Source organism: Nonomuraea terrae (genome assembly GCF_004348995.1).
GTDB classification, from domain to species: Bacteria; Actinomycetota; Actinomycetes; order Streptosporangiales; family Streptosporangiaceae; genus Nonomuraea; species Nonomuraea terrae.
The window spans coordinates 1-22,336 of record NZ_SMKQ01000153.1; the positions used below are offsets into that span (position 1 = coordinate 1).

The window sequence follows — 22,336 nt, forward strand, 5'->3', positions numbered from 1 at the left end:
AAGCCGCCCCGTCCGCTCGGCATCCGCGAAAAGCGCCGCCAGCCGCCCTCCAGGCCCGTCCGTACCGGTGTTGCCGACCCCGGGCGGGCTCGGGTTGGCGGGCGCGGTCGTGTCGGTGCTGTCGAGGTCGGTGCTGTCGAGATCGGTGGGCAAGGGGGAGGTCCCGCGGTCACTCCTGGCGTCGGCGCCGAGGAGGCGGATCAGGGTGGTGGGGCCGAGGGCGGTCAGGAGAGCGGACGCGTAGGCGGGGTCGCCGGGGGTGAGGGCGGCTACGGCGGACTCCACGCTGTGGCGGGCCGCCGTCGAGGGGTGGCGGTCGTGGTCGGTGAGCGCGTGCAGGATCGCCCTGGCGTCTTGCTCGGCGGTCTCGACCGCCTCGTGTTCGCTCGGGAACGGGAACGTTCCCGTGAGCATGCCGCGTTCGCGCACCGGCACGAGGCGTTCCAGCGTGTCGATGCGCCACCTGAGCTCCTGCCCGGACGCGTCGAGGAACGCCCGCGCGCGGTGCAGGGCCGGGGAGCCAGGGTCGCCGGCCCAGTCCTCGCCCGCCTCGGCGATCGCCGCGTCGAGCAGCGGACGGAGCCGGTCGAGAGCCTCTTTTCCCGCCTCCATCCGGCGGATCACCTCATGCGCCCCGCGGGGGTCGATCCCTACGAACTCCCCCATGAACCCTCCCAGAGGGTGTGGTCACCGGCCGGTGAGTCAAGCACACCGGCCGCGCCGGGCGACACACGTTTCACAGAACGGGAATCGCCCGGCCTTAGTCCCGATACGTCCGCGCGTAGTCGAACGCGGCCACGGCACCGGCCCGGTTCATGGAGATCAGCCCGATCGTGAGCCGGCCCTTCGCGGGCAACGTACGGAACCGGGGCCGGGCACCCACCGCCGATCCTCATCGAGCGCCGTGCCGTCGAACTCGTCAGTCCTGCCGGCAGGGCAGGACTCTCCTCATGCGGGGGCGTCCTCCTTCTCGAAGGAGCTCAGGGTGGGGTCGTGGTCGAGGGCGCCGATGTCGAACATCGGGGTCATCCAGTGGTAGAAGTTGTCGCCGCGCTCACGCAGCAGGTCGTACAGCCGGCGCATCAGGCGGCGGCGCACCGGCGCCAGCTCCGGATGGGTGTAGCGGTTGCTCAGCTCGTGCGGGTCGGCGTGCAGGTCGTACAGCTCGTTGACCGACTCCGGGTTGACGACGAGCTTGTAGCGGTCGTCGCGGATCATGCGCTGGGGGTACGGGAAGTGGTGGCCGTGGAACTCCGCGAGCAGTTCGGCCGGCCACTCCGGGCGCTCACCGCGGACGAGCGGCACCAGGCTGCGGCTGTCGACGGCCGGCGCGGTGTCGCAGCCGGCCAGCTCCAGGATCGTCGCCGTGCAGTCGGTGAGCGTCACGAACTCGTCCCTGACCTGCGGCCGCTCGCCGGGGATCCGCACGATGCCGGGAATGCGGTAGATGTCCTCGTACATCGCGGGGCCCTTGTCGTGCAGGCGGTGGGCGCCGGTGAACTCGCCGTGGTCGGCGGTGAAGAACACCGACGTCTGATCCGTCAGCCCCAGCTCGTCGAGCTTGTCGAGGATGCGGCCGATCTGCCGGTCGATCAGCGTGACGTAGCCCCAGTAGACCGCGATCAGCTTACGGGTGACCTCGATGGGGATCGTGTCGAACGTCCAGTGCGCGCTGTAGTTGCGCTGCACCGGCGGCTTGCCCTCGAACGTCTCCGCGATCGAGGCGGGCAGCTCGACCAGCGCGGGGTCGTACATGTCGAAGTACTCGTCCGGCAGCAGGTACGGCAGGTGCGGCCCGAAGAAGTGGGCGGCCAGGTAGAACGGCCGGCCGTCGGCGGCGTACCGCTCCAGTCGCTCGATGGCCCGGGTCGCCAGATAGGCCTCGAACGTCGCCTCCTCCGGCTGGTGCAGCCGCGCCGCCAGCAGGTTGCCGCGGTTGCCGTTCGGCGTGGTCCCGCGGATCAGGTCGGAGATCTTGTACGGCGGCAGCCCCCGCTCCTCCAGGTAGGCCAGGTAGTCGGGATGGTCGACCGGGTTGTGCCAGCCGGGCAGGTCGGGGCCGTCGAAGCCGTACGAGGCGGCGTTGCGGTGGGTGCCGCCGTGCCACTTGCCGATCAGCCCCAGCTGGTAGCCGCGGTCCTTCAGCGCCTGCGGGAAGGTGAACGCGTCGTCCCGCAGGTCCTCCAGGTAACCGACGTTGCGCTCGTAGTTCGCCAGCAGCCGGTGCCGGAACGGTGCCTGCCCGGTGAGCAGGCTGGCGCGCGCCGGCGTGCAGATGGCCGTCGGGGTGTAGAACCGGTCGAAGCGCGTGCCGGTCGCGGCCAGCCGGTCGAGGTTGGGCGTGGCCACGTGCGGGTTGCCGTAACAGCCCAGGGTGTCGACGCGGTGCTGGTCGGTCATCAGGAACAGCAGGTTCACTTCGAGTAGGCCTTCGTGTAGAGATCGCCGGTGTAGTACGTCGCGGGCTCCGGCTTCGACTTGAGCTGGCCGGTGCCGACGAAGAAGTCGGCCAGGCTGTCCAGCCACGTGCCGACCGTGCCGTCCTCGGTCTTGGCGACCAGGTCGGCGGTGGTCATCGTCCGCACGTTCGCCGCGTCGGCCTTGACCTTGGCCGGGTCGAGCTTGAGCAGCGCGGCGGCCTCGGTGATCGACTCCTCGGGGTGCGCGGCCCGCCAGTCGTTGGCCTCCTGCAGCACCTTGATCACCTTGTCGGTCAGCTCGGCGTCCGGGTTCGGTCCGCTGACGAACGCCGTCGGGAACGAGTTGTCGGGGAACTCCTTGGTGCTGGCGATCTCGACCGTGCCCGGCACCTTCTGCTTGATCGTGTCGATCAGCGGGTACCAGATGCCGGCCCCGTCGATCTGCCCGGCGGCGAACGCCGACACCACGGTCGCCGGGTCCATCGGCACCTTCTCGATGTCGCTCGGGGCCATCCCGGCCTTCTTCAGCGCCAGGTTGAGCACCATGTCGCCGGACGTGCCCTCCGGCACCCCGACCTTCTTGCCCTTCAGGTCCTGCATCGTGGCGACGCCGGGCCGGCCGATGACGCGGTCGGCGTACGCGAGCGTGTTGACGGCGACGACCTTGGCCTTGCCGGAGGCGGGCAGCCACATCGCGCCCGGGCCGATGTAGCCGAAGTCGAGGTCGCCCGCGCCGAGGGCCTGGATCTGGAGCGGGCCGTTGGTGAACACCTTGATCTCGGGGGTGAGACCCTGCTTGTCCCACAGGCCCTGCTTGTCGGCGATCGCGAGCAGGCTCGCGCCGTTGTAGTCGCTGATGTAGCCGAACCTGACCGTGGAGCCGTCGTCGGAGCACGCGGTCACGGAGAGTGTCAGGAGGCTCACCGCCGAGGCGGCCGTCAGGGCGCGGCGAAGAGAACGCATGGCGGATCAGTCCTTTCCGGGGGATGGGGGTACGGTCAGGCCGCGGGCACGGCCGGCGGCTGGTGGTAGACGGCGTGCCAGACCTCGTTGCGGATGCGCCCGAACTCGGGCGACAGCCGCATCTCCTCGGTCCTCGGGTACGGCAGGTCCACGTCGATGACCTGCTGGACGCGGCCCGGCCTGGCCGCCATCACGACGACCCGCCGCGCCAGGTAGACGGCCTCGTCCACGTCGTGCGTGATGAACATGACCGTGCGCTGCTCCTTGCTCCAGGTGTCGAGGAGCTGATCCTGCAGTTGCACGCGGGTGAGCGCGTCGAGCGCGCCGAACGGCTCGTCCATGAGCAGGACCTGCGGGTTCACCGCGTACGCGCGGGCGATCGCGCAGCGCTGCTTCATGCCGCCGGACAGCGTCTTGGGCAGCGCGTCGGCGAAGTCGGACAGCCCGACCAGCTCGATCGCGTGCTCGGCGCGCCGCCTGCGCTCCCCGGGCGGCAGGTCCATGAGCTTCAGGCCGAACTCGACGTTCTTGCGCACGGTCAGCCAGGGGAACAGCGCGTACTGCTGGAAGATCACGCCGCGCTCCGGACCGGGGCCGGTCACCGGGCGGCCGTCGACCAGCACCTCGCCCGCCCCGGGCTCGACGAGCCCGGCGGCCATGCTCATCAGCGTGCTCTTGCCGCAGCCCGACGGGCCGACGACCGTGACGAACTCGCGGTCGGCGATGTCCAGCGACACGTGGTCGAGCGCCGTGAAGACGCCGTCCTTCATCGGGTACGTCTTGACGACGTCCCGGAAAGAGATCTTGGTGTTCAACGGCGCTCCTGCCAGTCGGTGAGGCGTCGCTCGGCGAACAGCAGCAGTCGGTCCATCAGCAGGCCGAGCACGCCGATGGCGATCAGGCCCACGAAGATCGTGGACAGGTCGTAGTAGAGCTGGGCCTGCTGCATCCGGAAGCCGAGGCCCTCCTGGGCGGCGATCAGCTCGGCGGCGACGAGCGTGCCCCAGGCCGCGCCGAGCCCGACCCGCATCCCGACCAGGATGAACGGCGTCGAGGCGGGCACGACGACCTTCGCGAAGATCGTCCGGTCCGACGCGCCGAGCACGCGGGCGGCGTTGATCAGCGTCCTGTCCACGTCCACCACGCCCTGGAACGTCGACACGACGCTGGACAGGAACGCCGCCAGGAAGATCACGAAGACCTTCGGCACCTCGCCGATGCCCATGAGCACAATGGCCAGCGGGATGATCGCCAGCGGCGGGATCGTCCTGAAGAACTGCACGTACGGCTCCAGCAGGCCGCGCGCCGTGGCGTACCAGCCCATCAGGAAGCCGATCGGCACGGCCAGCAGCGTGCCGAGCAGGAAGCCGAGCAGGACGCGGCGCAGGCTGGCCAGCGCGTCCAGCGGCAGCGTGCCGTCGGCGACCAGCTCGCCGGCCCTGGCCGCCACCTCCAGCGGGGTGGGCAGGCCCTGCACGCCGACCGTGGCCAGCAGCGTCCACACGACCAGGCCGGCGACGACCGCGATCAGGTTGAGCGCGAGGGCGCGCCTCGGGCGGCCGGCGCCGCGCCGGGCGGCCCGCGCTTCGGACGGCTTGCCCACCGCGGTGAGCTGGGTCATGGGTGCCTCGATGGGGTCATGGTGGGGTCCTTTGCGAGATCGGGACCGGCTGGATAGCGGGACAGCAGGGGAGACTCGTGCAGCACCAGGGCGATGCCGCCGAGGGCGCCCGCGACCTCGCCGAGCGTGGCCCGGCGCAGGCTCAGCAGGTGCCGGGAGACCGGCATGACGTGCTCGTGCAGCGCCCGCTCGATCGGCCGCATCAGCGCGTCGCCGGTCTCGGTCAACTCGCCGCCGATCACGATGACGCCGGGACCGATGGTGTTGCAGACGGCCGCGAGGACAGCGCCGATCTTCGTGCCGACGTCCTCCAGGAGGGTCAGGACGGAAGCGTCGCCGGCCCTGGCCGCCTCGGCCAGTTGCGGGACGTCGCCGGCCCGGCCGCCGGCGGCGCGGTAGGCGTCGAGCACCGCCCTGATCGAGGCGACGGTCTCCAGGCAGCCCGTGCCGCCGCACTCGCAGCGCGCGCCGCCGGGCTCGACGGTGATGTGGCCGAACTCGCCGGACAGGCCCTGCGTGCCGCGGTGCAGCGACCCGCCGATCACCAGCCCGCCGCCGACGCCGTGCGACAGACGCAGGTAGAGCACGTCCTGCTCGCCGGCGGCGGCGCCCCAGATGGCCTCGCCCAGGGCGGCCAGGCGGGTGTTGTTGTCCAGCAGCACCGGCACGCCGAACCGCTCGCGCAGCAGGAGCTGCACGGGGTGCGGCGCGGCCCCGTTCGCGGCGGGGGCGTCGTCGCCCGCCTCTGACGCGTCGGGCCCGGTGACGGGGCCGACGACGCCGACGCCTATCGCGTCGAGCGCGCCCAGGCGCAGGGCTCCCGAGCCGGTGCCGGTGAGCGCGCCGACGAGCCGCTCGGCCAGCTCGACCCGCTGCTCCCACGGCAGGCCGGCGTCGTGCGGCTCGCTGACCGCGCCGACGACCTCGTGGGCCACGTTGACGGCGGCGACGTGCAGGCCGCGGCGGGCGAAGTCGATGCCGATCGCCTGACCCGCGTCGGGATTGAGGGTCAGCGTCTCGGCGGGCCTGCCACGGCCGCGGGGCGCGTCCTGCTGGCCGGCTGCCACGACCGTGCCGCTCGCGACGAGAGAGGCGAGGATGTCGTAGAGCGTCGTGCGGGACAGGCCGCAGCGCTTGCCCAGCTCGCCCCTGCTGAGTGGCCCGTGTTTGCGCAGCAGGCCGAGCACGAGCTGCTCGTGCCCGCGCCGGAGCTGGGCCAGGGGACCACGAGGTGGTGACATGACGCCGAGTCTGCCGACGTCGCGGGTTTTTCGTCAATAACCCGGAAAAAATGATTCCGTTCCCCAAACGGCGTCTGTGAGCTGCGGAAACGAGGATCTGGCGGGCCGCGCGAAGCTCGTAACAGTCGCGTAACGAGCTTCGCGCGCCGCGTGACGGGAGCGGTCAGCCGCGCGGGGGAACCGCCATCTCGCCGAGCTCGGACCAGTCGTCCTGGGCGATCGTGGTGTTCACGATGCGCGGCGTCTCGGCCAGGTGGGGCGGCAGCGTCTGCTGGGCCTGCTTGAAGTGGGCCGACTGCACGTGCGCCGCGCCCGCCGCGTCGTCGCGGAACGCCTCCACCAGGACGTACTCGTTCGGGTCGTCGAGGCTGCGCGACCAGTCGAACCACAGGCAGCCGGGTTCGGCGCGGGTGGCCTCGGTGAACTCGCGGCTGATCTCCGGCCACCGGTCGGCGTGCTCGGGCAGGATGCGGAACTTGGCGGTGATGAAGATCATCGAATCGGGTCCCCTCGTTCGTCGTGCTGGTACGTGATCAGGGTAATTTTCTACATCTCATGTAGGAAATGTTGACTTTATGGTCGCGCGCTCGTAATTTCGTGGTCGTGGAGGGAGCCACGTGATCGAGATCAGCATGCGCGACGTGACCATGGCCTTCCCGGCCGGCGAGCCGGGCGGGCCGCGCACCGCGCTGTGCGGCGTCGACCTCGACGTGCGCGCGGGGGAGTTGCTCACGCTCGTGGGGCCCAGCGGCTGCGGCAAGTCCACGCTGCTCGACCTCGTCGCCGGGCTCGCCCGGCCGACGCGGGGCGAGGTCCTCGTGGGCGGCGTGCCGGTCGTCGCGCCCCACCCCGCTGTGGTCGTCCAGCAGTACGACCTGTTCCCGTGGCGTACCGCCCAGGGGAACGTGGAGTTCGGGCTGGAGGGCACGGGCGTGCCGAGGCCGGAGCGGATGCGGCGGGCGCGCGAGCACCTCGCGCTGGCCGGGCTGTCCGGTCATGCGGACCGCTATCCGCACGAGCTCTCCGCCGGGCTGCGCCGCCGCGTGGCGCTCGCCCGCAGCCTCGCCTCCGGGCCCGGCGTCCTGCTGATGGACGAGCCGTTCGCGGGGCTCGACGCCCCGGCCCGCGCGTCGTTGCGGGACGATCTCGTCCGGGCCCGGGAACGCATCGGCACGACCATCATGATCGTCACGCACGGCATCGACGAAGCGCTCCGCCTCGGCCGCCGGGTCGCGGTGATGACCCGCGCGCCCGGGCGGATCAAGGAGATCGTGGAGGTGCGCCTCGACGCCCGCGACCGGCGGGCGGGCCCGGCCTTCGGCGCGTACCGGAGGCATGTCTGGACCCTGTTGCGCGGCGAGGTGACGCGGGAGCGTGAGGCGGCGACCATCCATGGCTGAGACGGAGTACGAAGGCGACCTGCACTGGTACGACCTGCCCGACGACGAGTGCGAGCCCGAAGACGCGGCGCCCGGCATGCCGGGCCTGGTCCGCCGGCTGCTCGCCTGGAGGACGGCGCCGTCGAACGGGTGAGCGCCGCCGTTTTCCCGGCGCGCCCGACCTGCACCTTTCAGCCGCTTATACGCTGATATTTCCGCCTTTACAAGATCTTGTCACCTGGGATCAGCCGGTGTTTCCTCATGCGCAGATGCGTGTAAGCGCGTCCCTGACACGCAGGAGGCAAACGTGTCGACCAAGCCCTGGTTACGCGGCACACTCGTCGTCGTCGCGCTCACCGCGTCGACTCTCCCGCTCGCCGGAGCGGCGCAAGGCGAACGCCGCGAGCCCCCCTCGGTGGTCCACGACTTCCAGGCGGAGAACCACGGTAAGCCGGACGTGGACAACCGCCAGGGCCGGGTGCCGCCACCGGCCGGCGCCAACGCCCGCCGGGCCGGCCCCGCCGCCGACATCCGGTGGAACAACCTCGGCACCCCGGCCACCGTCACCAGCGCAGAACCGCTGGCCGAGGGCCTCGGCTCCGATCCCGTACAGGCGGCGAAGGCCTATCTCAAGGACAACGAGAGCGTCTTCGGGCTGTCGGCCGAGGCCGTCGACGCGCTGGAGACGGTCGCGGCGAACCCGATCGGCGACGGCCACGCCGTACTGCTGCGGCAGCGCTTCGGCGACCTGCCGGCCGGCGTGGACGGCCTCGTCTCGGTCGCCATAACGGGCGGCCAGGTCATGCACGTCACCTCCTCGCTCTCGCGGGAGACCGGCGCGCCCCCGGCCGCCGCGATCACCGCCGAGCAGGCCATGGAGATCGCGGCCAGGGACGGCGGCATCGACCTGGCCACGGCGGTGACCAGGCAGGCCACGCCGGTGGCGGTGCCAGCGCCGGACGGGGTGCACAGCGCGTACCAGGTGGTCCTGATCGGCGGGGCGCAGGGCGCCGAGGCCGGGTACACCACGCACGTGGACGCGGTCAGCGGCGCCATCCTGACCCGCGAGAACCTCGTCGACCACCACGCCGAGCCGGACAACCCCCAGTGGGAGGTCTTCCCGGCGAGCCCGCGCGGCGACTACTCCTCCAGGGACACCCGCGAGACGTGGTGCTTCACGCCCGCCCGCGGCTGCGACCACGTGGTCGGCGGTGACCCCGCGACCGGCAAGCCGTGGGACGTCGACCACACGACGAACGAGCCGACCGACACGAGCATCGGCAACGCGGCCAAGACGGTCGAGAACCGGGCCAGCGGCGACCCGTTCACCGTCGGCACCCGCTCCAACGTGCTCACGCCGAGCCGTGACTACGACTACCCGTGGAAGAACACCTGGTACGAGGCCAAGTGCGACCCGGCCGTGTTCGACCAGCCCGGCGAGGCCGATCTCGAGGCCGCCATGGCCAACCTGAACGCCATGCACAACCGCATGCACGACTGGTCCTACCGGCTCGGCTTCACCGAGACCGCGTGGAACATGCAGGCGGACAACGGCGAGCGCGGCGGGCTCGGCAACGACCCCGAGCAGGGCAACGCCCAGGCCGGGGCACGGGTGTTGTCGGTGCGTGACAACGCCAACCAGATCACCGGCCCCGACGGCGTCGCGCCGATCACGAACATGTACCTGTGGCAGCCCATCGCCGGCTCGTTCTACGCGCCCTGCGTGGACGGCGACTACGACATGTCGGTCATCGGCCACGAGTACACGCACGCCATCTCCGGCCGCATGGTCGCCGGCCCGAACGCCGGCTGGAGCGGCGCGCAGGCCGGCGCGATGAACGAGAGCACCTCCGACCTGTTCTCCATGGAGCAGCTCTTCGAGTACGGCACCCGCCCCGCGGGCGACACCCCGTACGTGACCGGCGGGTACGTCACCGGCGACAAGACGCGCGGCATCCGCAACTACGACATGTCGAAGTCCCCGCTGAACTACAGCGACCTCGGCTACGACATCGTCGGCACGCAGTCGCACGCGGACGGCGAGATCTGGTCGGCCACGCAGTTCGACGTGCGGGCGGCCTTCGTCAAGCGCTACGGCCAGGGCAGCGCCAGGCAGCAGCTGGCCTGCGCCGAGGGTGAGACCCCGGTCGAGAAGTGCCCGGGCAACCGGCGCTGGGCGCAGCTGTCGTTCGACGCCCTGCTGCTCATGGCCTCGGGCGCGGTCGACTACGTGGACCACCGCGACGCCCTGCTCGCCGCCGACCGGATGCGCTTCGGCGGCAAGAACCAGGACATCATGTGGCGCGCCTTCGCCGAGCACGGCCTGGGCGAGGGTGCGGCCAGCAACGGCCCGAACGACGCCGACGCCACGCCCAGCTTCGTCAACCCGGCAGGCAAGAACGGCTCGCTGCAGCTCAAGCCGCTGGGCGAGGCGAAGGACGCGGCGCTGCGGCTGTACGTCGGCGACTACGAGGGCCGCGTGGTCCCGGTCGCGGACACCGACCCGGCGACCGAGCTCGGCGACACCGCCGAGATGACCCCTGGCGTGTACGACTTCGTCGTGGCGGGCGCCGGCTTCGGCCACAAGCGGCTGAAGTACGCGGTCCTTCCCGGCGTCAAGCTGCCGCTCCCGCTGCCGCTGACCCGTAACCACGCCTCGGCGGCGAACGGCGCCACGGTCGCGGGCGACGGCGTCAACCACGACAAGCTGATCGACGAGACCGAGGCCACGAACTGGGCCTCGCTCACCGGCGCGCCGGCGGGCAAGTCGGTCGTGGTGGACCTGGCGGGCGACGAGCCGGTCCGGGTCCGCCGGGTGCAGGTCAGCGCGATGCTCCGCCCGACCGTCGCCGACGCCGCCGACCCCGGCACGCAGAACCGCTTCTCCAGCCTGCGCTCGTTCGAGGTGCTGGCCTGCAGCGCGGACTGCGCCGACCCGGCGAACTTCCGGAAGGTCTACACGAGCAAGGCGAACGCCTTCGACGCGGCGCTGCCGCGTCCGAGGGGCGCGGACATGTTGATCAAGTCGTTCGACATCCGCTCGGTCGACGCCACCCACCTCATGCTCCGCGCGCTCACCACGCAGTGCACCGGCAACCCGCTGTACGCCGGGGAGCAGGACAACGACCCCAACTCCGCGACGGACTGCGCCACGGCCAGCCCGCAGCGCGACCACCTCCGAGCGGCCGAGTTCCAGGCGTTCTCGCACTGACGCCCTGACCGGCCCCGGGCCCGCGCTCCGACTCGCCTGCCGGAGCGCGGGCTCCCTTCCGTCAGCGGCAGGCACGCCGTGCGATCAAGTACGCCGTGCGATCAAGTACGCCTGCGGAAACCCCCGCCGGCGATCCTCGCCGGGCGCGACGGAGAGCCGGGCCACCTCGCCGAGCCCGTGCTCCGTCAGCAGCCCGGCCACCCGATCGGGCGCGTGCCGGTAGGCGAGCGTCACCGCGTGGTCGTACGCCTCCGCCGGCCCGGCCCCGTCCCAGACCGGAAACCCGAGCAGCAGATGACCACCGGGCGCCAGCACCCGCCCGAACTCGGCGACCACGGCGGGCAGCCCCTCCGGCGGCGTGTGCAGGATCACGAAGTTGGCGACGACTCCCGCCACGGACGCGTCCGCCACGTCCAGCGCCTCCATCACTCCCACCTCGAAGCGCAGCTCCGGATGGGCGTCCCGAGCGAGCGCCACCATCTCCGGTGACAGGTCGACACCGAAGACGTCCAGGCCGAGCGCGTGCAGATGCGCGGTGACGTGACCCGGACCGCACCCCACGTCCACCACCACGCCGCCGCCTTCCGCCAGCACCAGCTCGGCGAGGAGCGGGACCATCGCGTGGTTGAGCGGCTCGGAGTGGTAGAGCTCGGGGATGCTCGCGGCGTAGCGGACGGCGTTGGCGTCGTACGCCGCGCGGGTGGTGGTGCGGAAGTCTGGTTCGGTCATGAAGGGCCATGCTAGATCGCGCCGGCCGGTGTGCGGTCAGCGCTTGACGGAGATCCGGTCCACGGCGAACGGCACGAAGGACGGCTGCGCCGCTCTGGTCTGGGCGGTGGCCGGGCCGCAGAGGCCCTCCAGGAGGTGGACGACGAGTGCCGGGTCGATCGGGCTCGCCGCCGGGAAGCCGTTCTCGTCGAGCGGCTGGTACTTCGTGCGGTTCATCCCGATCGACATCTGGCGCGTGCCGTCGGGGCTCGACATCGACTCCGTGCCCATGCCGAAGACGCTGCCGCTGTGCCCCCAGAACCGGCCGCAGGGCAGGTCGGTGGCGTAGATGCCGAGGCCGTAGGGCGCGGGGTAGCCGCCGAGCAGCACCGGCACGGTCTTCTGCATCTCGGCCAGCTCCGCCGGGCCGATCAGCCGGCCGCGCAGCAGCGCCCGGTAGAACTGGTTGAGGTCCTCCATCGTGGACACCACCGCGCCCGCCGTGGTGATCCACGACATGTCGTAGACGCTGTAGTCGCGCGGCGGGTCGATGAGGCCGTACATCGACTCGTACGCCCCGGAGTGCGGGCCCGGGATGTTCGGCGTGCGCGGGAACGACGTGTGCCGCAGGCCCGCCCGGCGGATCACCTCGCGGGTGATGTGCGCCTCGGCGTCCTCGCCCGTCACCTTCTCCAGGAGCAGCCCGGCCAGGATGTAGTTGGTGTTGGAGTACACGCCGGGCACCGCCCCCGGCTCGCCGGTCGCCGGGGCCGCCAGCGCGTCCCGCACCAGCTCCTCGGAGTCGAACGAACGGAACCGGTTGTCGTCCAGGCTGCTCGTCGAGCCCTGCGTCAGCGAGGGGAACGCCTGGGCGACGTGGTCGGCGATGTGGCTGGTGTGGTTGAGCAACATCCGCACGGTGATCTGCCGGCCGCGCTCGCCGGGCACCAGGTCGGGCAGGTAGCGGCCGATGGGGGCGTCCAGCTCGACGGTGCCGCGGGCGACCTGCCGGAGCAGGGCCACCGCGGTGAACGTCTTGGAGATGCTGCCCACGCGGTGCACCATGAACGGCTTCGCCGGGCGGCCCGTGTCCACGTCCGCCACGCCCGCCGCGTCCCGCCAGCTCTCGTCGCCGTCGCGTACGGCCGAGTAGACGCCGTACATGCCGGCCTCGTGGACGGCGTCGAGGCTCCGGCTCAGCGCGCCGCGGTCGAGCCCGGTGCCGGCGGCGGCCGGGCCGGGGGCGGCCAGGGTGCCCGTGGCGAGCAGCGCGCCGAGGGCGGTCACGGCGGCGGTCCGGCGGCTTGTTGCGACATATCGGTAACGGCGAAGATTCATGGCACAAATCATGATCGAAGCGCTTACGGCTCGTTAGTCCACGCTGTCACCGGCTCTGCATGACATCCGTCATGTCCGGGATGATCTCCAGCATGGAGTACGACGAGCTGATCCGCGCGGCGCCGGTCACCCCCTTCGAGGGATGGGACTTCGCCGTCTTCGGCGACCGCGTCACCTACGAAGGCGAGCTGCCCTGGCGCTACGCGGAATTGGTCGGCGCGCGGCTCACCGGGCGGCCGCGCTGCTCGACCTCGGCACGGGAGGCGGCGAGCTGCTGGCGTCGTTCGCGCCGCTGCCGCCGCGCACCATGGCGACCGAGGGCCACCCGCCCAACGTGCCCGTCGCCCGCCGCCGCCTGGAGCCGCTGGGCTGGAGGTCTCCTGGCGGTGCGAGGCGGGATTCACCACGGTGTTCCACGACGCCGGCGCGCTCGTGCTGTTCCTGCGCGTCCTTCCCTGGCAGGTGCCCGGCTTCGACGCGGACGCGTACGGCGACCGGCTGCGCGCCCTCCACGAGGAGATGGAACGCGGGCGGCCGCTGCTGGCCACCGCGCGCCGTTTCGCCCTGGTGGCCCACCGGCGCTAGCCGCCGGGAACGTCGGCCCGGGCGGCGTGCGCCGGGTCGTCTTCCTGCCACCGCTGAAGCGCGGCGAGCGCGTCCTCCGCGTCGCGGACGAGAGAGTCCATCAGCGAACGGTAGAGGGCGTCGACCTGGCGCTCGCCGAACGGGCCCGAGCCGGGGAAGCCGACGGACCTGCACTCCTGGAAGACCTGGCGCACCTCGGTGAAGACCGGCAGCAGGTCGTCCCTGATGCTCCGCCGGACCTCGCCGATCGCGTCGGGGCTGCTGTGACGGGTATCCGGATTCACGCCTCCACCCTGCAACATCCCGGGAGCGCGGGGCCGCGGCATCATCGAATCATCATTGATCGTTCTCACGTCGGAAACCCTTCGGCTCCTCGTCCGTCGCCGCAGCTCAGAGGCTGATCAAGGGTTCGGGGACAAAGCCAGCAATTCGTCCGCCCTGGGGGTTCGGATGATCCACGCCTCGCGTCCCCGGCGCTCGCGGATGATCAGCCGCGCGCCCCGCAGCCGGTCGCGGTGGCGCGTCAGCCCGCTCGGCCCGAGGTTCACCCCGGCGGCCGGCATGGACATGGTCATCGGCCGGTCCCGCGTACGCAGCAGCCGGGCGCGGACCGGGCCCACCAGCGCCGACAGCTCGTCCGCCGCCGGTCCGGCGGGTTCGCGCCAGAGCGGCCCGGCGCCCGGCACCGGGTAGGCGATCCACCGGAGTCCTGGTCGTCCAGGCCGACGACCAGCGCGTCCTTCCCGGCCGGCACCAGCACGATCGTCCGCTCACCCGGCGCCCCGTCGGCGCCGAGCAGGTCTCGCTCACCAGCGAGCGGGAAGGTAGTGGGAGACCCGGAACGGCTCCGCCACCAGGGAACGGGCCCGTTCCTCGATCGCGCGGTCCGAGCCGGTGAGCCGGGTGGAGTGCTGGCGCAGGTGCTCCTCCCACGAGGCCACCACGAACGTCTCCAGGTAGACGTCGGGGTCGGCGCCGGACCTGTAGAGGTCCCAGTGCAGCGCGCCGGTGCGCAGCCGGGAGAGCCCGAAGTCCCGCATCGCCGCGACGAACTCCGCGGCCCGCTCGCGCGGCACCCGGTATTCGACGGTGACGAGCACCGGCCCGTCGTCCCCGCCGGGCTCCAGCACCATGGCCGGCGCGGGCCAGTGGACCGAGAGCGAGCGGTCGAGCCGGGTGTCGGGGATGCCGAGACGGCGCCAGGCGACGAGGGAGCCGGCCGCCGTGAGCGCCGCGGCCAGCAGCAGGGCGGGAACGAGGCCGACGCCGTCGGCGAGCGCGCCCCACACGGCCGAGCCGATCGCCATGCCTCCAGAGAAGATCGTCAGGTAGACGGCCAGCGCGCGGGCCCGTACCCATCCCGACGTCGTGACCTGCATCTGCGCGTTCAGCGTGGACAGCACGGCGATCCACGCGACCCCGGCCAGGACCAGCACCGCCCCCGCGAGCCACGGCGACGGGGTGAGGGCCAGCACCGCCATGGCCGCCGCGAACAGCACACCGCCCCCCGTGAGCGCGGCGTTGCTCGACCAGTGGCCGCGGACGTACGACAGCAGCATCGCCCCCGCCACGGCGCCCGCGCCCACCGCGCCGAGCAGCACGCCGTAGCCGCCGGGGCCGAGCCCCAGCCGCCGGTCCGCGACGACGGGCAGCAGCGCCCACAACGCCGCCGCGGCGGGGACGAACAGCACGGTGCGGGCCAGCACCCGGCGCACGCGCGGGGCGTGACGCACGTAGCGGTGACCCGCGCGCAACGCCGGGAGGACCCGCTCGGCCCCCAACGGCCCCGCGTCGGCCCGGTACCGCCAGGTGAACAGCGCGGCCGAGGTGACCAGGAAGGACAGCGCGTTGACCGCGAACGCCGCGGCAGGCCCCGCCAGTGCCACGAGCAGGCCGCCCACCGCCGGGCCGACCGCCCGCGAGAGGTTCATGTTGACGCCGTTGAGGCTCGCGGCGTTCGGGATCTGCTCGCGCGGCACCAGGTCCGGCTGGATGGCCTGCCAGGCCGGCGTCATGAGCGCGTTGCCGCACCCGAGCAGGAACGTCAGGAGCAGGACCCCGGAGGCGTTCATCTGCCCCAGCGCCGTCAGGACCGCGAGCAGGCCTGCCGCCACGAACATGACCGCCTGCGAGAGCAACAGCAGCCGGCGCCGGTCCACGATGTCGGCGAGCGCGCCCGCCAGGATGCCGAACAGCAGCACCGGCAGGCTGGCCGCCGTCTGCACCAGCGCCACCAGGCTCGCCGACCCGTTCTCCTGCGTGATCAGCCACTGCGCGCCGACGGTCTGCATCCAGCTGCTGACGTTGGAGACCAGCTGGGCCAGCCACAGCGTGCGGAAGATCCGCAGCTGCAGCGGTTGCCAGACGGACCCGGTCGCGGTGTCGTTCATCGCCTGTCGCCCGGGGGACATGGCGGTGCCCCGAGCGGGATCAGGCCGCGGCCGCGTGCGACGGGAGCATGGCGTGCGCGTACGCCACGCCGAGCCCGTAGGCGCCCGCGTGCTCCTCGATCACCCGCGTCACGGCGTCGTAGGTCCGCGTACGGCTCCAGTCCCGCTGCCACTCCAGCACGGTGGTGAGCCAGGTGAGCGGCACGATGTCGTGCTGGACCATACGCCGCACGGCGTTGTCGTGCGCCTCCTGCGACACGCCGCCGCACGCGTCGGTCGGGACGTACACCTGGTATCCCTGCTCCGCGGCCGACAGCGAGGCGAGCGCGATGCAGACCTCCGTCCACAGCCCGGCCATGACGATCTTCGGGCGGCCGGTGGCCCTGACGGCGTCGACGACCCGCGGATCCTCCCAGCAGTTCATCGTGGACCGGTCGATCGGCGTGACACCGGGGAAGAGCTGCGCCAGCGGCGCCAGCAGCGGCCCGGAGAAGCTCTTCGACTGCACCGTGGTCAGGATGACGGGCACGTCGAAGACCTTGGCGCCCTTGGCCAGGCCCACGGTCGCGTTGATGATGGAGCCCCGGTCGGCGCTGGTCGTGCCGAAGAACATCTGCGGCTGGTGGTCCACCAGCACGACCACGCTGTCCTGCGGCGTGAGCAGCGACGACGCGGGATCGGGCTTGGCGTTGCTGAAGTCTGCCATGGCTTACCTCTCTGGGACTGTCACAGGACGAAGCAGGAGTCGAAGATCTCGTCCTCGGTCGTACGGCCCCGCGCGAAGCCTCGTACGGCCCGCCACTGGCGGTGCTCCTCGGACTCGGCGGCGGCCTCCATCACCGCCTGCGCCTGGCGAACCCCCGGAGCGGTGCGGTGGTACCCGCCGAAGAACGCGACCGGGCTCCACGACGGCTGGATGGCGGGCTGCGGCGGCGCGAGCCCCTCGAACTCTCCGGCGGCGTACACGATCCGGCCGCCGACGACGGTCAGCAGCGACTCGATGTGCGAGATGCCGTCCTCGGGGACCGAGAAGAAGTCGTCGGAGAGCACCGCGAGGTCGGCGTAGCAGCCCTTCTTGAGCACGCCCTTGACGCCGGCCTCGCCGGTGAGGCCGGCGCCGGCCGCGGTGTACATGCGCAGCGCCGTCTCCCGGTCGACGCGGCACTGCGGGTCCATCAGCTCGGTGCCACCGATGGTGCGGCCGGTCACCAGCCACTCCAGCGACAGCCAGGGGTTGTAGCTGGAGACGCGGGTGGCGTCGGTGCCGGCGGCGGTCAGCAGGCCGCGGCCGAGCATCTGCCGGATCGGCGGTGTCCGGGCGGCCTGCGCGGCTCCGTAGCGGTCGGCGAAGGCGCTGCCCTGGAACATCATCCGGTTCTGCACCGACAGGCTCCCGCCCAGCGCGGCGATCCGGTCGAGGTTCGCCTCCGACACGGTCTCGGCGTGGTCGAAGAACCACGGCACGCCGCCGGGGAACCCGTCCACCTTCTGGAAGACGTCGAGGTCGGCGTCGATGGTCTCGTCGTAGGTGGCGTGCAGCCGGAAGCCCCACCCGTTCTCGACCAGCAGGCGCACCGCGGCCTCTAGCTCCTGGTCGGCCTTCGCCGGGCGCAGCGGCCTGGGCTCGGTGAAGTTCTCGAAGTCGGCGGGCGACCAGGCGAGGTTCTCGCCCGCGCCGTTCAGCCGCAGCCACTCGTCGCCGTCGCCCGGGCGTACCGTCGCGATCCACCGTCGCAGGTCGTCCAGCTCCTGGCCGGGCGTCTGCGGGAAGAGGTGGTAGGCGATCCGCATGGTCAGCTGCCCCTGCTCGGCCAGCCTCATCACCGCCCCGTAGTTCTCCGGGAAGTTCTGGAAGCCGCCGCCGGCGTCGATGGCGCTGGTCAGGCCGAACCGGTTGAGCTCGTACAGGAAGTGGCGGGTGGAGCCGAGCTGGTCGTCCTCGGCCAGCTTCGGGCCCTTGGCCAGCGCGGAGTAAAGGATCGTGGCGGCGGGAGCGGCGAGCAGGAGGCCCGTGGGTTCACCGGCGTGGTTGCGGACGATCTGGCCGCCCGGCGGGGCGACGCTGTCCTTGGTGAACCCGATGGCCCGCACGGCGGCCCGGTTCAGGATCGCCGACTGGTACAGGTGCAGGACGAAGACGGGGGTGTCGGGGGCGGCGGCGTTCAGCTCCGAGACCGTGGGCAGGCGCCGCTCGGCGAACTGCTCACCCGTCCAGCCGCCCACCACCCGGACCCACTGGCCCTGCGGCGTGCGCCCCGCCTGCTCGCGCAACATCCACAGCGCCATGCGCAGCGACGGGACGCCGTCCCAGCGCAGCTCCAGCAGGTAGTTCAGGCCGCCCCTGATGACGTGGAGGTGGGAGTCGTTGAGCCCGGGGATGATCCGCCGGTTGAGCGCGTCGACGACCCTGGTCCGCGTTCCGACGAAGGGCGCCATGTCCTGGTCGTCCCCGACGGCGACGATCCGGCCCTCCTGTACGGCGAGGGCCGCGGCGGCCGGCCGCGCCGGGTCCTGGGTGTGCACGCGGCCGTTGCGGATGACCAAGTCGGCGGGCGTCTCGGCTGCGCTGTCGGGGACGATTCCCTCGACGGGCATGGCGTTGATCATGGCTCGGGCTCCTTGACAACGGGTGTGCCAGGCGGCTACCCCTGCCGTTCTCCGGCAGGCCCGAGCCGACCCACCCTTTGCCGAGGAATGGGCTCTGAGCGAATCGATCGGCCCGACCTTGACGGACCGCCGACGCCACCCCGACCCGCCGCTCGTGTCGAGTGCCCGGCGCCTCCGCGCGGGTCAGGTGCGGCAGGTGGTTTCGGCCGGGCCGGTCGTGCTGAAGGGGGTGTCGCCGCGCCGGTCCACCTGCGCGGCGGTGTCCTCGACGGCCCGGCCGACCCGCGTCGCCACGCCCGCGAAGTACGCGGGTCCGGCCTCGTAGTACCAGCGTCGGAGCGCGAAGCAGGGCTGCAGGCCCTGACGCTGCAACCGCGCGTCGGTGTCGTACGCGAGCAGCGCCCCCTCGACGACCTCGGCGGCGACCCGCCCCGTGTCCAGCCGGGTGAAGCCCTGGTCGCGCAGCGTCGGCGCGAAGGCGACCGTGGCGGACCGCGTCCGCACCGCCTCGCGGGCGGCGACCGCCCCCACCCGGTTCATCAGCTCCAGATCGGCCCGCCGCGCGTCGCCGAGCCCGATGACCAGCAGCCGTTCGGCGGCGACGGCTCCGGGCGGCGGCGTGATCATGAGTGTCTCCAGGGCTTCCGCTCTAAACTGCCCGCTGTCGCGCACCGCGCTGAGCGCGCCGCCGAGCCGCTCGTCCAGCTCGACCATCGAGCCGGTGAACGCCTGCCCGGAGGCTTCGTCGAACAGGGTGATGATCTGCAGATCGGCGGGTTGCCCGCTCGGGCCGACCTCCTTCACGCTGAGCTTCAGCCCGTGCGGCGCGGAGAAGACACGTTCCGGTACGTTCGCGGGGCTCGGCGTGGGCGGCGGCCCTTGGCGGGACGCCACGGCCGCGTAAGCCGGGGTGAGCGCCGCGAGCGTGACGGCGACGAGAACGGCCCCACGGCGTCGCCCTGCTGATCGGCCCATCCGACACCCCACTGAATCCGAACTACATCGACATTTAGTGAAGTATCCGGATTTTCACCCCTCTGCGCGTCGCCCCGCCGCACCTCGCCGCTTTCCCCGCCGAACCTTGGACGCGCCTTTAAGCCAGACGTACGCCGCCAGGTGCTCGGTCGGTCCGCACAGGGTCGTCCGGCCGTACTGGGCGGGTGAGCCGCACACCGGTGTCCCCAGGATCGAAGGCGGCGATCAACCGCTTGCCGGCGTAGTACGTGAACCCCGCGTCGTCGTCGGTGAGGAAGACCGCCGCCGCGTCCGTCCCCTCCGACAACGCTCCGGCGCCGGTCGTCAGCGCTGGACCTCGTACGGGATGATCTCCGCGAGCGCGGAGGCCCCGCCCATGCCGTAGTCCGCCCGAAGCCTTACATACCGGGCCGAGACGCCGTTCATGTCGACGTCGTTCGGCGCGGTCATGCGGGGCCACTCGACCCGCTCGACGTCCCTGAACGTCGTGCCGTCGTCACTGACCTGCACCACGCCCTCCAGGATGGTGCCGTTCATGTTCTGGCGCAGCTTGGGCTGGAACCGCACCGTGGACAGCTCCCGCACCCGGCCGAGGTCCACCGTGATGTAGTGCGGCTGCGGCTGCACCTCGGGATAGTCGGAGTGGTAGTCGGTCTCCACATTGCCGTCGACCGCGTTGCCCGGCTCGCCGATGCCCGGCTTGAACGTGGACGCGGTGGCGCTCAGCTCGGACGGCGGGATCCGGCGGCCGGCCGGGGTCGCGGGCCAGACGCCGGGCGCGTGCTCGGGCTGCTCGACGGCGTGGCCCTCCCAGTTGGCGGAGATCTCGTGCGGTTGATCGTGCCGCCGACGAACAGGTTCCAGGCCATCAGCCGCAGCTGGGTGCCCACCCGTTTCTCCGGCAGGGAGGTGACCGAGACGTCGACCGTCACGTCCTGCTCGGGCAGCACGAAGGGACGGCTGCGCACCTGCCCGTCGCGGCTGTAGAGGGTGTCCCGCGCCCAGACCTGGTCGCCGCTCCTGACGGTGGTGACGAACTCTTCCACGTGGTGCGGGCGGGGCTTGCCGGTCGCCACCACCGTGGCCTCGCTGCCCGTGATCGTGCTGTTCGCGGTCATGCAGCGGCACCTCATCGCCGGCATCGCCTTCACGGCTCCAAGGGCTGACCCCTGGGCGGGGTCAAAAGACAGTCGCCTTCGGGTTGGTTTGTCCTACGCACTCTTGGGAGAGCCGGTGGCCGATCCGCCCGCCGGGTGGAAGGCTGCCCGCAACGCACACCAACGAGAGGAGTGCCGCAGATGACGCAAGACGCCGGCCGCGTCGCGGCGAAGCGGATCAACGATCACGTGGAGCTCGTGCACGCGGACAACCCGGACGCGGTGCTGGCAGTGCCCCGCCTCGAATGGGAGGCGTTCACCGCGGCCGTCAAGTCGGGCGCGTTCGACCTCGAGACGCTCAACCGGCAGGCCGAGGAGAGTCTCGCCTGACCGCACCCGCCCGCTCCCCCGCACAGGGGAGCGGGCGTTCGCGCGTGCTCAGGGAAGCGGGCGTTCGTGCGGGCCGTCAGCCGCGTCCGGTCCAGTGGCTCCACGCGCGCTCCCATGCCGCCGTGCCCACCGCCCGGCCCAGCGTCCGGCCCTGCAGGTCGCCGGCGCGGAAGTGGATGCCGCCGTACCGGCGCGAGAGCCCGGCCTCCTCGGCTGCCGCGCTGAACGTGCTCCAGCGCAGCGTCACGTCCTGCGCGGGCGTCATCCCCGGCTCCACCAGCGACGAGCCCTTGGCGACGACCGCCTGACCGCCGAACGTGTCGGCGCCGGTGAAGCGCTTGAGCACCTCGGCCGCCGCCGCGCTGAAGGTGCTGTGCCCGGAGACGTACTCGGCGAACGGCGGCGTCGGGAACCACGACGGCTGGTACGGCACCCACGCGGCCCCGTCGACCGTCCGGCCGCCCCACGTCGGGATCTGCCGGCCCTGGTGCAGATGGCGGATCGCGGTGATCGGCCGGGCGTAGTCGTGGTCGCGTTTGACCTCCCACGCGGCGATCCCGGCGTCCATGACGGCGCCCGCCAGTGCGAAGAACAGCTTCACATCCTGGTCGACGCCGTGCCGGTCGCGGGCCGAGATCTGCTGGGCGAACAGGCACCAGTGCCCCGGCGGCGTCTCGCTGCTCGGCCCGTCGGCCCAGTACTCGGCGATCGCCTTCTGCCGCTCGGTCAGCGCGGCCGTGACCGACACGATCTCGGCGGCCTGCGCCCGGAACCCGGACGAGCCGTACGCGTACGGCGCGGGCACGCGGTCGGCGAGGGCGCGTGCGGTGCCACCGAAGGAGGTCACCCGTCCCCAGTGCGGGGCCATGAACGGCGGCGTCACCACCGCGCCGGCCCGGTTGGCGTACGTCAGAGGCGCCCAGCGGCCGGGCGCGTCGAGGCCGCTCGTCGGCTCGGCGACGACCACGGGGCCGTTGACCGGCGTGTATCCGGTGGTGTCGGCGTATCCGCCGGCCTGGTTGGAGCCGTCGGTGTGCCGGTGGTCGAGCACCGCCCGGCACGCGGTCACGCCGACGCCGGCGGGTACGCCGGACGCGTCGGCGGGGTCGTACCCCAGGTCGGCCATCAGCGCGTCGAAGAGGGCCCGCTGCGCCGGGTAGAGGTCGACCGCCGCCAGGTGGGCGGCGTAGCTGATGGCCTCGGCCTTGTTCGCCTCGGTGTGCTCGGCCGGGGGCCGCCGCAGCGAGCCGCCGAGCCGGGTGCCGGACGCGACCGCGTCGTAGGCGGCCCACGCGTCGTAGGCGCAGGTGTGCACGATCGCGAGCGCCCTGGCGACGAGGGGCGGGCCGAGCGTGCCGCCGCGTACGGCCTGCAGCAGCGCCTGGTTCCACCTGACCACCACGTTCGGCCC

General features: G+C 72.1%; 26 protein-coding genes. 5 read left to right on the forward strand and 21 right to left on the reverse strand.

Annotated elements, in window-relative coordinates; all coding sequences use genetic code 11:
- The 8 genes from E1286_RS33775 to E1286_RS33805 form a co-directional block, all read right to left on the reverse strand.
- Positions 1-666, reverse strand: a 666-nt coding sequence (locus E1286_RS33775; protein ID WP_223190677.1) for a hypothetical protein, incomplete at its 3' end; no start/stop codon positions are given.
- A 94-nt stretch (positions 667-760) separates the two neighbouring features.
- A complete protein-coding gene (locus E1286_RS51495; protein WP_281282804.1) occupies positions 761-883 on the reverse strand; it encodes a hypothetical protein in 123 nt (40 codons plus the stop codon).
- Between the two features lie 65 nt (positions 884-948).
- Complete coding sequence (locus tag E1286_RS33780) at positions 949-2,418, reverse strand: sulfatase family protein (protein WP_132619037.1); 1,470 nt, start codon at positions 2,416-2,418, stop codon at positions 949-951.
- Positions 2,415-3,383 (reverse strand): aliphatic sulfonate ABC transporter substrate-binding protein, encoded by a 969-nt coding sequence (locus tag E1286_RS33785; protein WP_132619039.1) that lies wholly within the window; start codon positions 3,381-3,383, stop codon positions 2,415-2,417. The genes E1286_RS33780 and E1286_RS33785 overlap by 4 nt, the downstream gene beginning before the upstream one ends.
- Before the next feature lie 35 nt (positions 3,384-3,418).
- The gene (locus E1286_RS33790) at positions 3,419-4,198 is read right to left on the reverse strand and encodes an ABC transporter ATP-binding protein (protein WP_132619041.1); all 780 of its coding nucleotides are present in this window, start codon (positions 4,196-4,198) and stop codon (positions 3,419-3,421) included.
- Complete coding sequence (locus tag E1286_RS33795; RefSeq protein ID WP_132619043.1) at positions 4,195-5,004, reverse strand: ABC transporter permease; 810 nt, start codon at positions 5,002-5,004, stop codon at positions 4,195-4,197. The genes E1286_RS33790 and E1286_RS33795 overlap by 4 nt, the downstream gene beginning before the upstream one ends.
- Positions 5,001-6,245 (reverse strand): ROK family transcriptional regulator, encoded by a 1,245-nt coding sequence (locus E1286_RS33800; protein WP_132619045.1) that lies wholly within the window; start codon positions 6,243-6,245, stop codon positions 5,001-5,003. Before E1286_RS33800 ends, E1286_RS33795 begins: the two co-directional genes overlap by 4 nt.
- 163 nt (positions 6,246-6,408) lie before the next feature.
- A complete protein-coding gene (locus tag E1286_RS33805) occupies positions 6,409-6,741 on the reverse strand; it encodes a putative quinol monooxygenase (protein ID WP_132619047.1) in 333 nt (110 codons plus the stop codon).
- Between the two features lie 121 nt (positions 6,742-6,862).
- Between E1286_RS33805 and E1286_RS33810 the strand changes: the two genes are divergently transcribed.
- The 3 genes from E1286_RS33810 (at position 6,863) to E1286_RS33815 (ending at position 10,835) form a co-directional block, all read left to right on the forward strand.
- Positions 6,863-7,645, forward strand: a complete 783-nt coding sequence (locus E1286_RS33810) for an ABC transporter ATP-binding protein (RefSeq protein ID WP_246075438.1) — start codon at positions 6,863-6,865, stop codon at positions 7,643-7,645.
- Positions 7,638-7,778, forward strand: a complete 141-nt coding sequence (locus E1286_RS48280) for a hypothetical protein (RefSeq protein WP_165970034.1) — start codon at positions 7,638-7,640, stop codon at positions 7,776-7,778. Before E1286_RS33810 ends, E1286_RS48280 begins: the two co-directional genes overlap by 8 nt.
- Positions 7,779-7,931: 153 nt before the next feature.
- Complete coding sequence (locus E1286_RS33815; protein ID WP_246075439.1) at positions 7,932-10,835, forward strand: M36 family metallopeptidase; 2,904 nt, start codon at positions 7,932-7,934, stop codon at positions 10,833-10,835.
- Between the two features lie 84 nt (positions 10,836-10,919).
- On the opposite strand, the gene E1286_RS33820 is transcribed toward E1286_RS33815, so the two are convergent.
- From E1286_RS33820 to E1286_RS51500, 3 genes are read right to left on the reverse strand one after another with little or no spacing between them, the layout of a single operon-like run.
- Positions 10,920-11,564 (reverse strand): class I SAM-dependent methyltransferase, encoded by a 645-nt coding sequence (locus E1286_RS33820; RefSeq protein WP_132619049.1) that lies wholly within the window; start codon positions 11,562-11,564, stop codon positions 10,920-10,922.
- A 36-nt stretch (positions 11,565-11,600) separates the two neighbouring features.
- Complete coding sequence (locus E1286_RS33825) at positions 11,601-12,881, reverse strand: serine hydrolase domain-containing protein (RefSeq protein ID WP_132619051.1); 1,281 nt, start codon at positions 12,879-12,881, stop codon at positions 11,601-11,603.
- Positions 12,882-12,927: 46 nt separating this feature from the next.
- Positions 12,928-13,056, reverse strand: a complete 129-nt coding sequence (locus E1286_RS51500; protein ID WP_281282805.1) for a hypothetical protein — start codon at positions 13,054-13,056, stop codon at positions 12,928-12,930.
- Positions 13,057-13,289: 233 nt separating this feature from the next.
- Here E1286_RS51500 and E1286_RS49530 point away from each other — a divergent pair, with 233 nt between their 5' ends.
- On the forward strand, positions 13,290-13,466 hold the full coding sequence (locus E1286_RS49530; protein ID WP_223190679.1) for a hypothetical protein: 177 nt from the start codon (positions 13,290-13,292) through the stop codon (positions 13,464-13,466).
- On the opposite strand, the gene E1286_RS33835 is transcribed toward E1286_RS49530, so the two are convergent.
- From E1286_RS33835 to E1286_RS50750, 9 genes are all read right to left on the reverse strand, one after another.
- Positions 13,463-13,750, reverse strand: coding sequence for a hypothetical protein (locus tag E1286_RS33835; protein WP_132619053.1), 288 nt, complete (start codon positions 13,748-13,750; stop codon positions 13,463-13,465). The two genes, E1286_RS49530 and E1286_RS33835, sit on opposite strands and share 4 nt — an antisense overlap.
- A 117-nt stretch (positions 13,751-13,867) precedes the next feature.
- Complete coding sequence (locus E1286_RS33840) at positions 13,868-14,152, reverse strand: helix-turn-helix domain-containing protein (RefSeq protein WP_132619055.1); 285 nt, start codon at positions 14,150-14,152, stop codon at positions 13,868-13,870.
- Positions 14,153-14,272: 120 nt separating this feature from the next.
- Positions 14,273-15,856, reverse strand: coding sequence for an MFS transporter (locus E1286_RS33845; RefSeq protein ID WP_132619057.1), 1,584 nt, complete (start codon positions 15,854-15,856; stop codon positions 14,273-14,275).
- 40 nt (positions 15,857-15,896) lie between these two features.
- Positions 15,897-16,562 carry a hydrolase gene (locus tag E1286_RS33850; RefSeq protein ID WP_132619059.1) on the reverse strand — a complete coding sequence of 222 codons (666 nt, stop codon included), beginning with the start codon at positions 16,560-16,562 and terminating at the stop codon, positions 15,897-15,899.
- 20 nt (positions 16,563-16,582) lie between these two features.
- The gene (locus E1286_RS33855; protein WP_223190681.1) at positions 16,583-18,463 is read right to left on the reverse strand and encodes an amidohydrolase; all 1,881 of its coding nucleotides are present in this window, start codon (positions 18,461-18,463) and stop codon (positions 16,583-16,585) included.
- 183 nt (positions 18,464-18,646) lie between these two features.
- A complete protein-coding gene (locus E1286_RS33860; RefSeq protein ID WP_132619061.1) occupies positions 18,647-19,438 on the reverse strand; it encodes a M17 family peptidase N-terminal domain-containing protein in 792 nt (263 codons plus the stop codon).
- 118 nt (positions 19,439-19,556) lie between these two features.
- A complete protein-coding gene (locus tag E1286_RS33865; RefSeq protein ID WP_132619063.1) occupies positions 19,557-19,745 on the reverse strand; it encodes a hypothetical protein in 189 nt (62 codons plus the stop codon).
- A gap of 17 nt (positions 19,746-19,762) precedes the next feature.
- On the reverse strand, positions 19,763-20,263 hold the full coding sequence (locus tag E1286_RS50745) for a discoidin domain-containing protein (RefSeq protein ID WP_281282806.1): 501 nt from the start codon (positions 20,261-20,263) through the stop codon (positions 19,763-19,765).
- A complete protein-coding gene (locus tag E1286_RS50750; protein ID WP_246075441.1) occupies positions 20,161-20,556 on the reverse strand; it encodes a hypothetical protein in 396 nt (131 codons plus the stop codon). The genes E1286_RS50745 and E1286_RS50750 overlap by 103 nt, the downstream gene beginning before the upstream one ends.
- Before the next feature lie 180 nt (positions 20,557-20,736).
- On the opposite strand from E1286_RS50750, the gene E1286_RS33880 reads away from it, so the two are divergent.
- The gene (locus E1286_RS33880) at positions 20,737-20,925 is read left to right on the forward strand and encodes a hypothetical protein (RefSeq protein WP_132619069.1); all 189 of its coding nucleotides are present in this window, start codon (positions 20,737-20,739) and stop codon (positions 20,923-20,925) included.
- Positions 20,926-21,001: 76 nt separating this feature from the next.
- On the opposite strand, the gene E1286_RS48285 is transcribed toward E1286_RS33880, so the two are convergent.
- Positions 21,002-22,336 (reverse strand): vanadium-dependent haloperoxidase (locus E1286_RS48285; protein ID WP_165970035.1); only part of this gene is annotated, 1,335 nt, incomplete at its 5' end.

Bases quoted from the DNA above. Each gene is read 5' to 3' on its own strand.
- E1286_RS48280 (WP_165970034.1), top strand. From the start codon at position 7,638: ATGGCTGAGACGGAGTACGAAGGCGACCTGCACTGGTACGACCTGCCC.
- E1286_RS33845 (WP_132619057.1), bottom strand. From the start codon at position 15,856: ATGAACGACACCGCGACCGGGTCCGTCTGGCAACCGCTGCAGCTGCGG.
- E1286_RS33820 (WP_132619049.1), bottom strand. From the start codon at position 11,564: ATGACCGAACCAGACTTCCGCACCACCACCCGCGCGGCGTACGACGCC.
- E1286_RS33825 (WP_132619051.1), bottom strand. From the start codon at position 12,881: ATGAATCTTCGCCGTTACCGATATGTCGCAACAAGCCGCCGGACCGCC.
- E1286_RS50750 (WP_246075441.1), bottom strand. From the start codon at position 20,556: ATGACCGCGAACAGCACGATCACGGGCAGCGAGGCCACGGTGGTGGCG.
- E1286_RS33850 (WP_132619059.1), bottom strand. From the start codon at position 16,562: ATGGCAGACTTCAGCAACGCCAAGCCCGATCCCGCGTCGTCGCTGCTC.
- E1286_RS33785 (WP_132619039.1), bottom strand. From the start codon at position 3,383: ATGCGTTCTCTTCGCCGCGCCCTGACGGCCGCCTCGGCGGTGAGCCTC.
- E1286_RS33855 (WP_223190681.1), bottom strand. From the start codon at position 18,463: ATGATCAACGCCATGCCCGTCGAGGGAATCGTCCCCGACAGCGCAGCC.
- E1286_RS33860 (WP_132619061.1), bottom strand. From the start codon at position 19,438: ATGGGCCGATCAGCAGGGCGACGCCGTGGGGCCGTTCTCGTCGCCGTC.
- E1286_RS33880 (WP_132619069.1), top strand. From the start codon at position 20,737: ATGACGCAAGACGCCGGCCGCGTCGCGGCGAAGCGGATCAACGATCAC.
- E1286_RS33805 (WP_132619047.1), bottom strand. From the start codon at position 6,741: ATGATCTTCATCACCGCCAAGTTCCGCATCCTGCCCGAGCACGCCGAC.
- E1286_RS33795 (WP_132619043.1), bottom strand. From the start codon at position 5,004: ATGACCCAGCTCACCGCGGTGGGCAAGCCGTCCGAAGCGCGGGCCGCC.
- E1286_RS33800 (WP_132619045.1), bottom strand. From the start codon at position 6,245: ATGTCACCACCTCGTGGTCCCCTGGCCCAGCTCCGGCGCGGGCACGAG.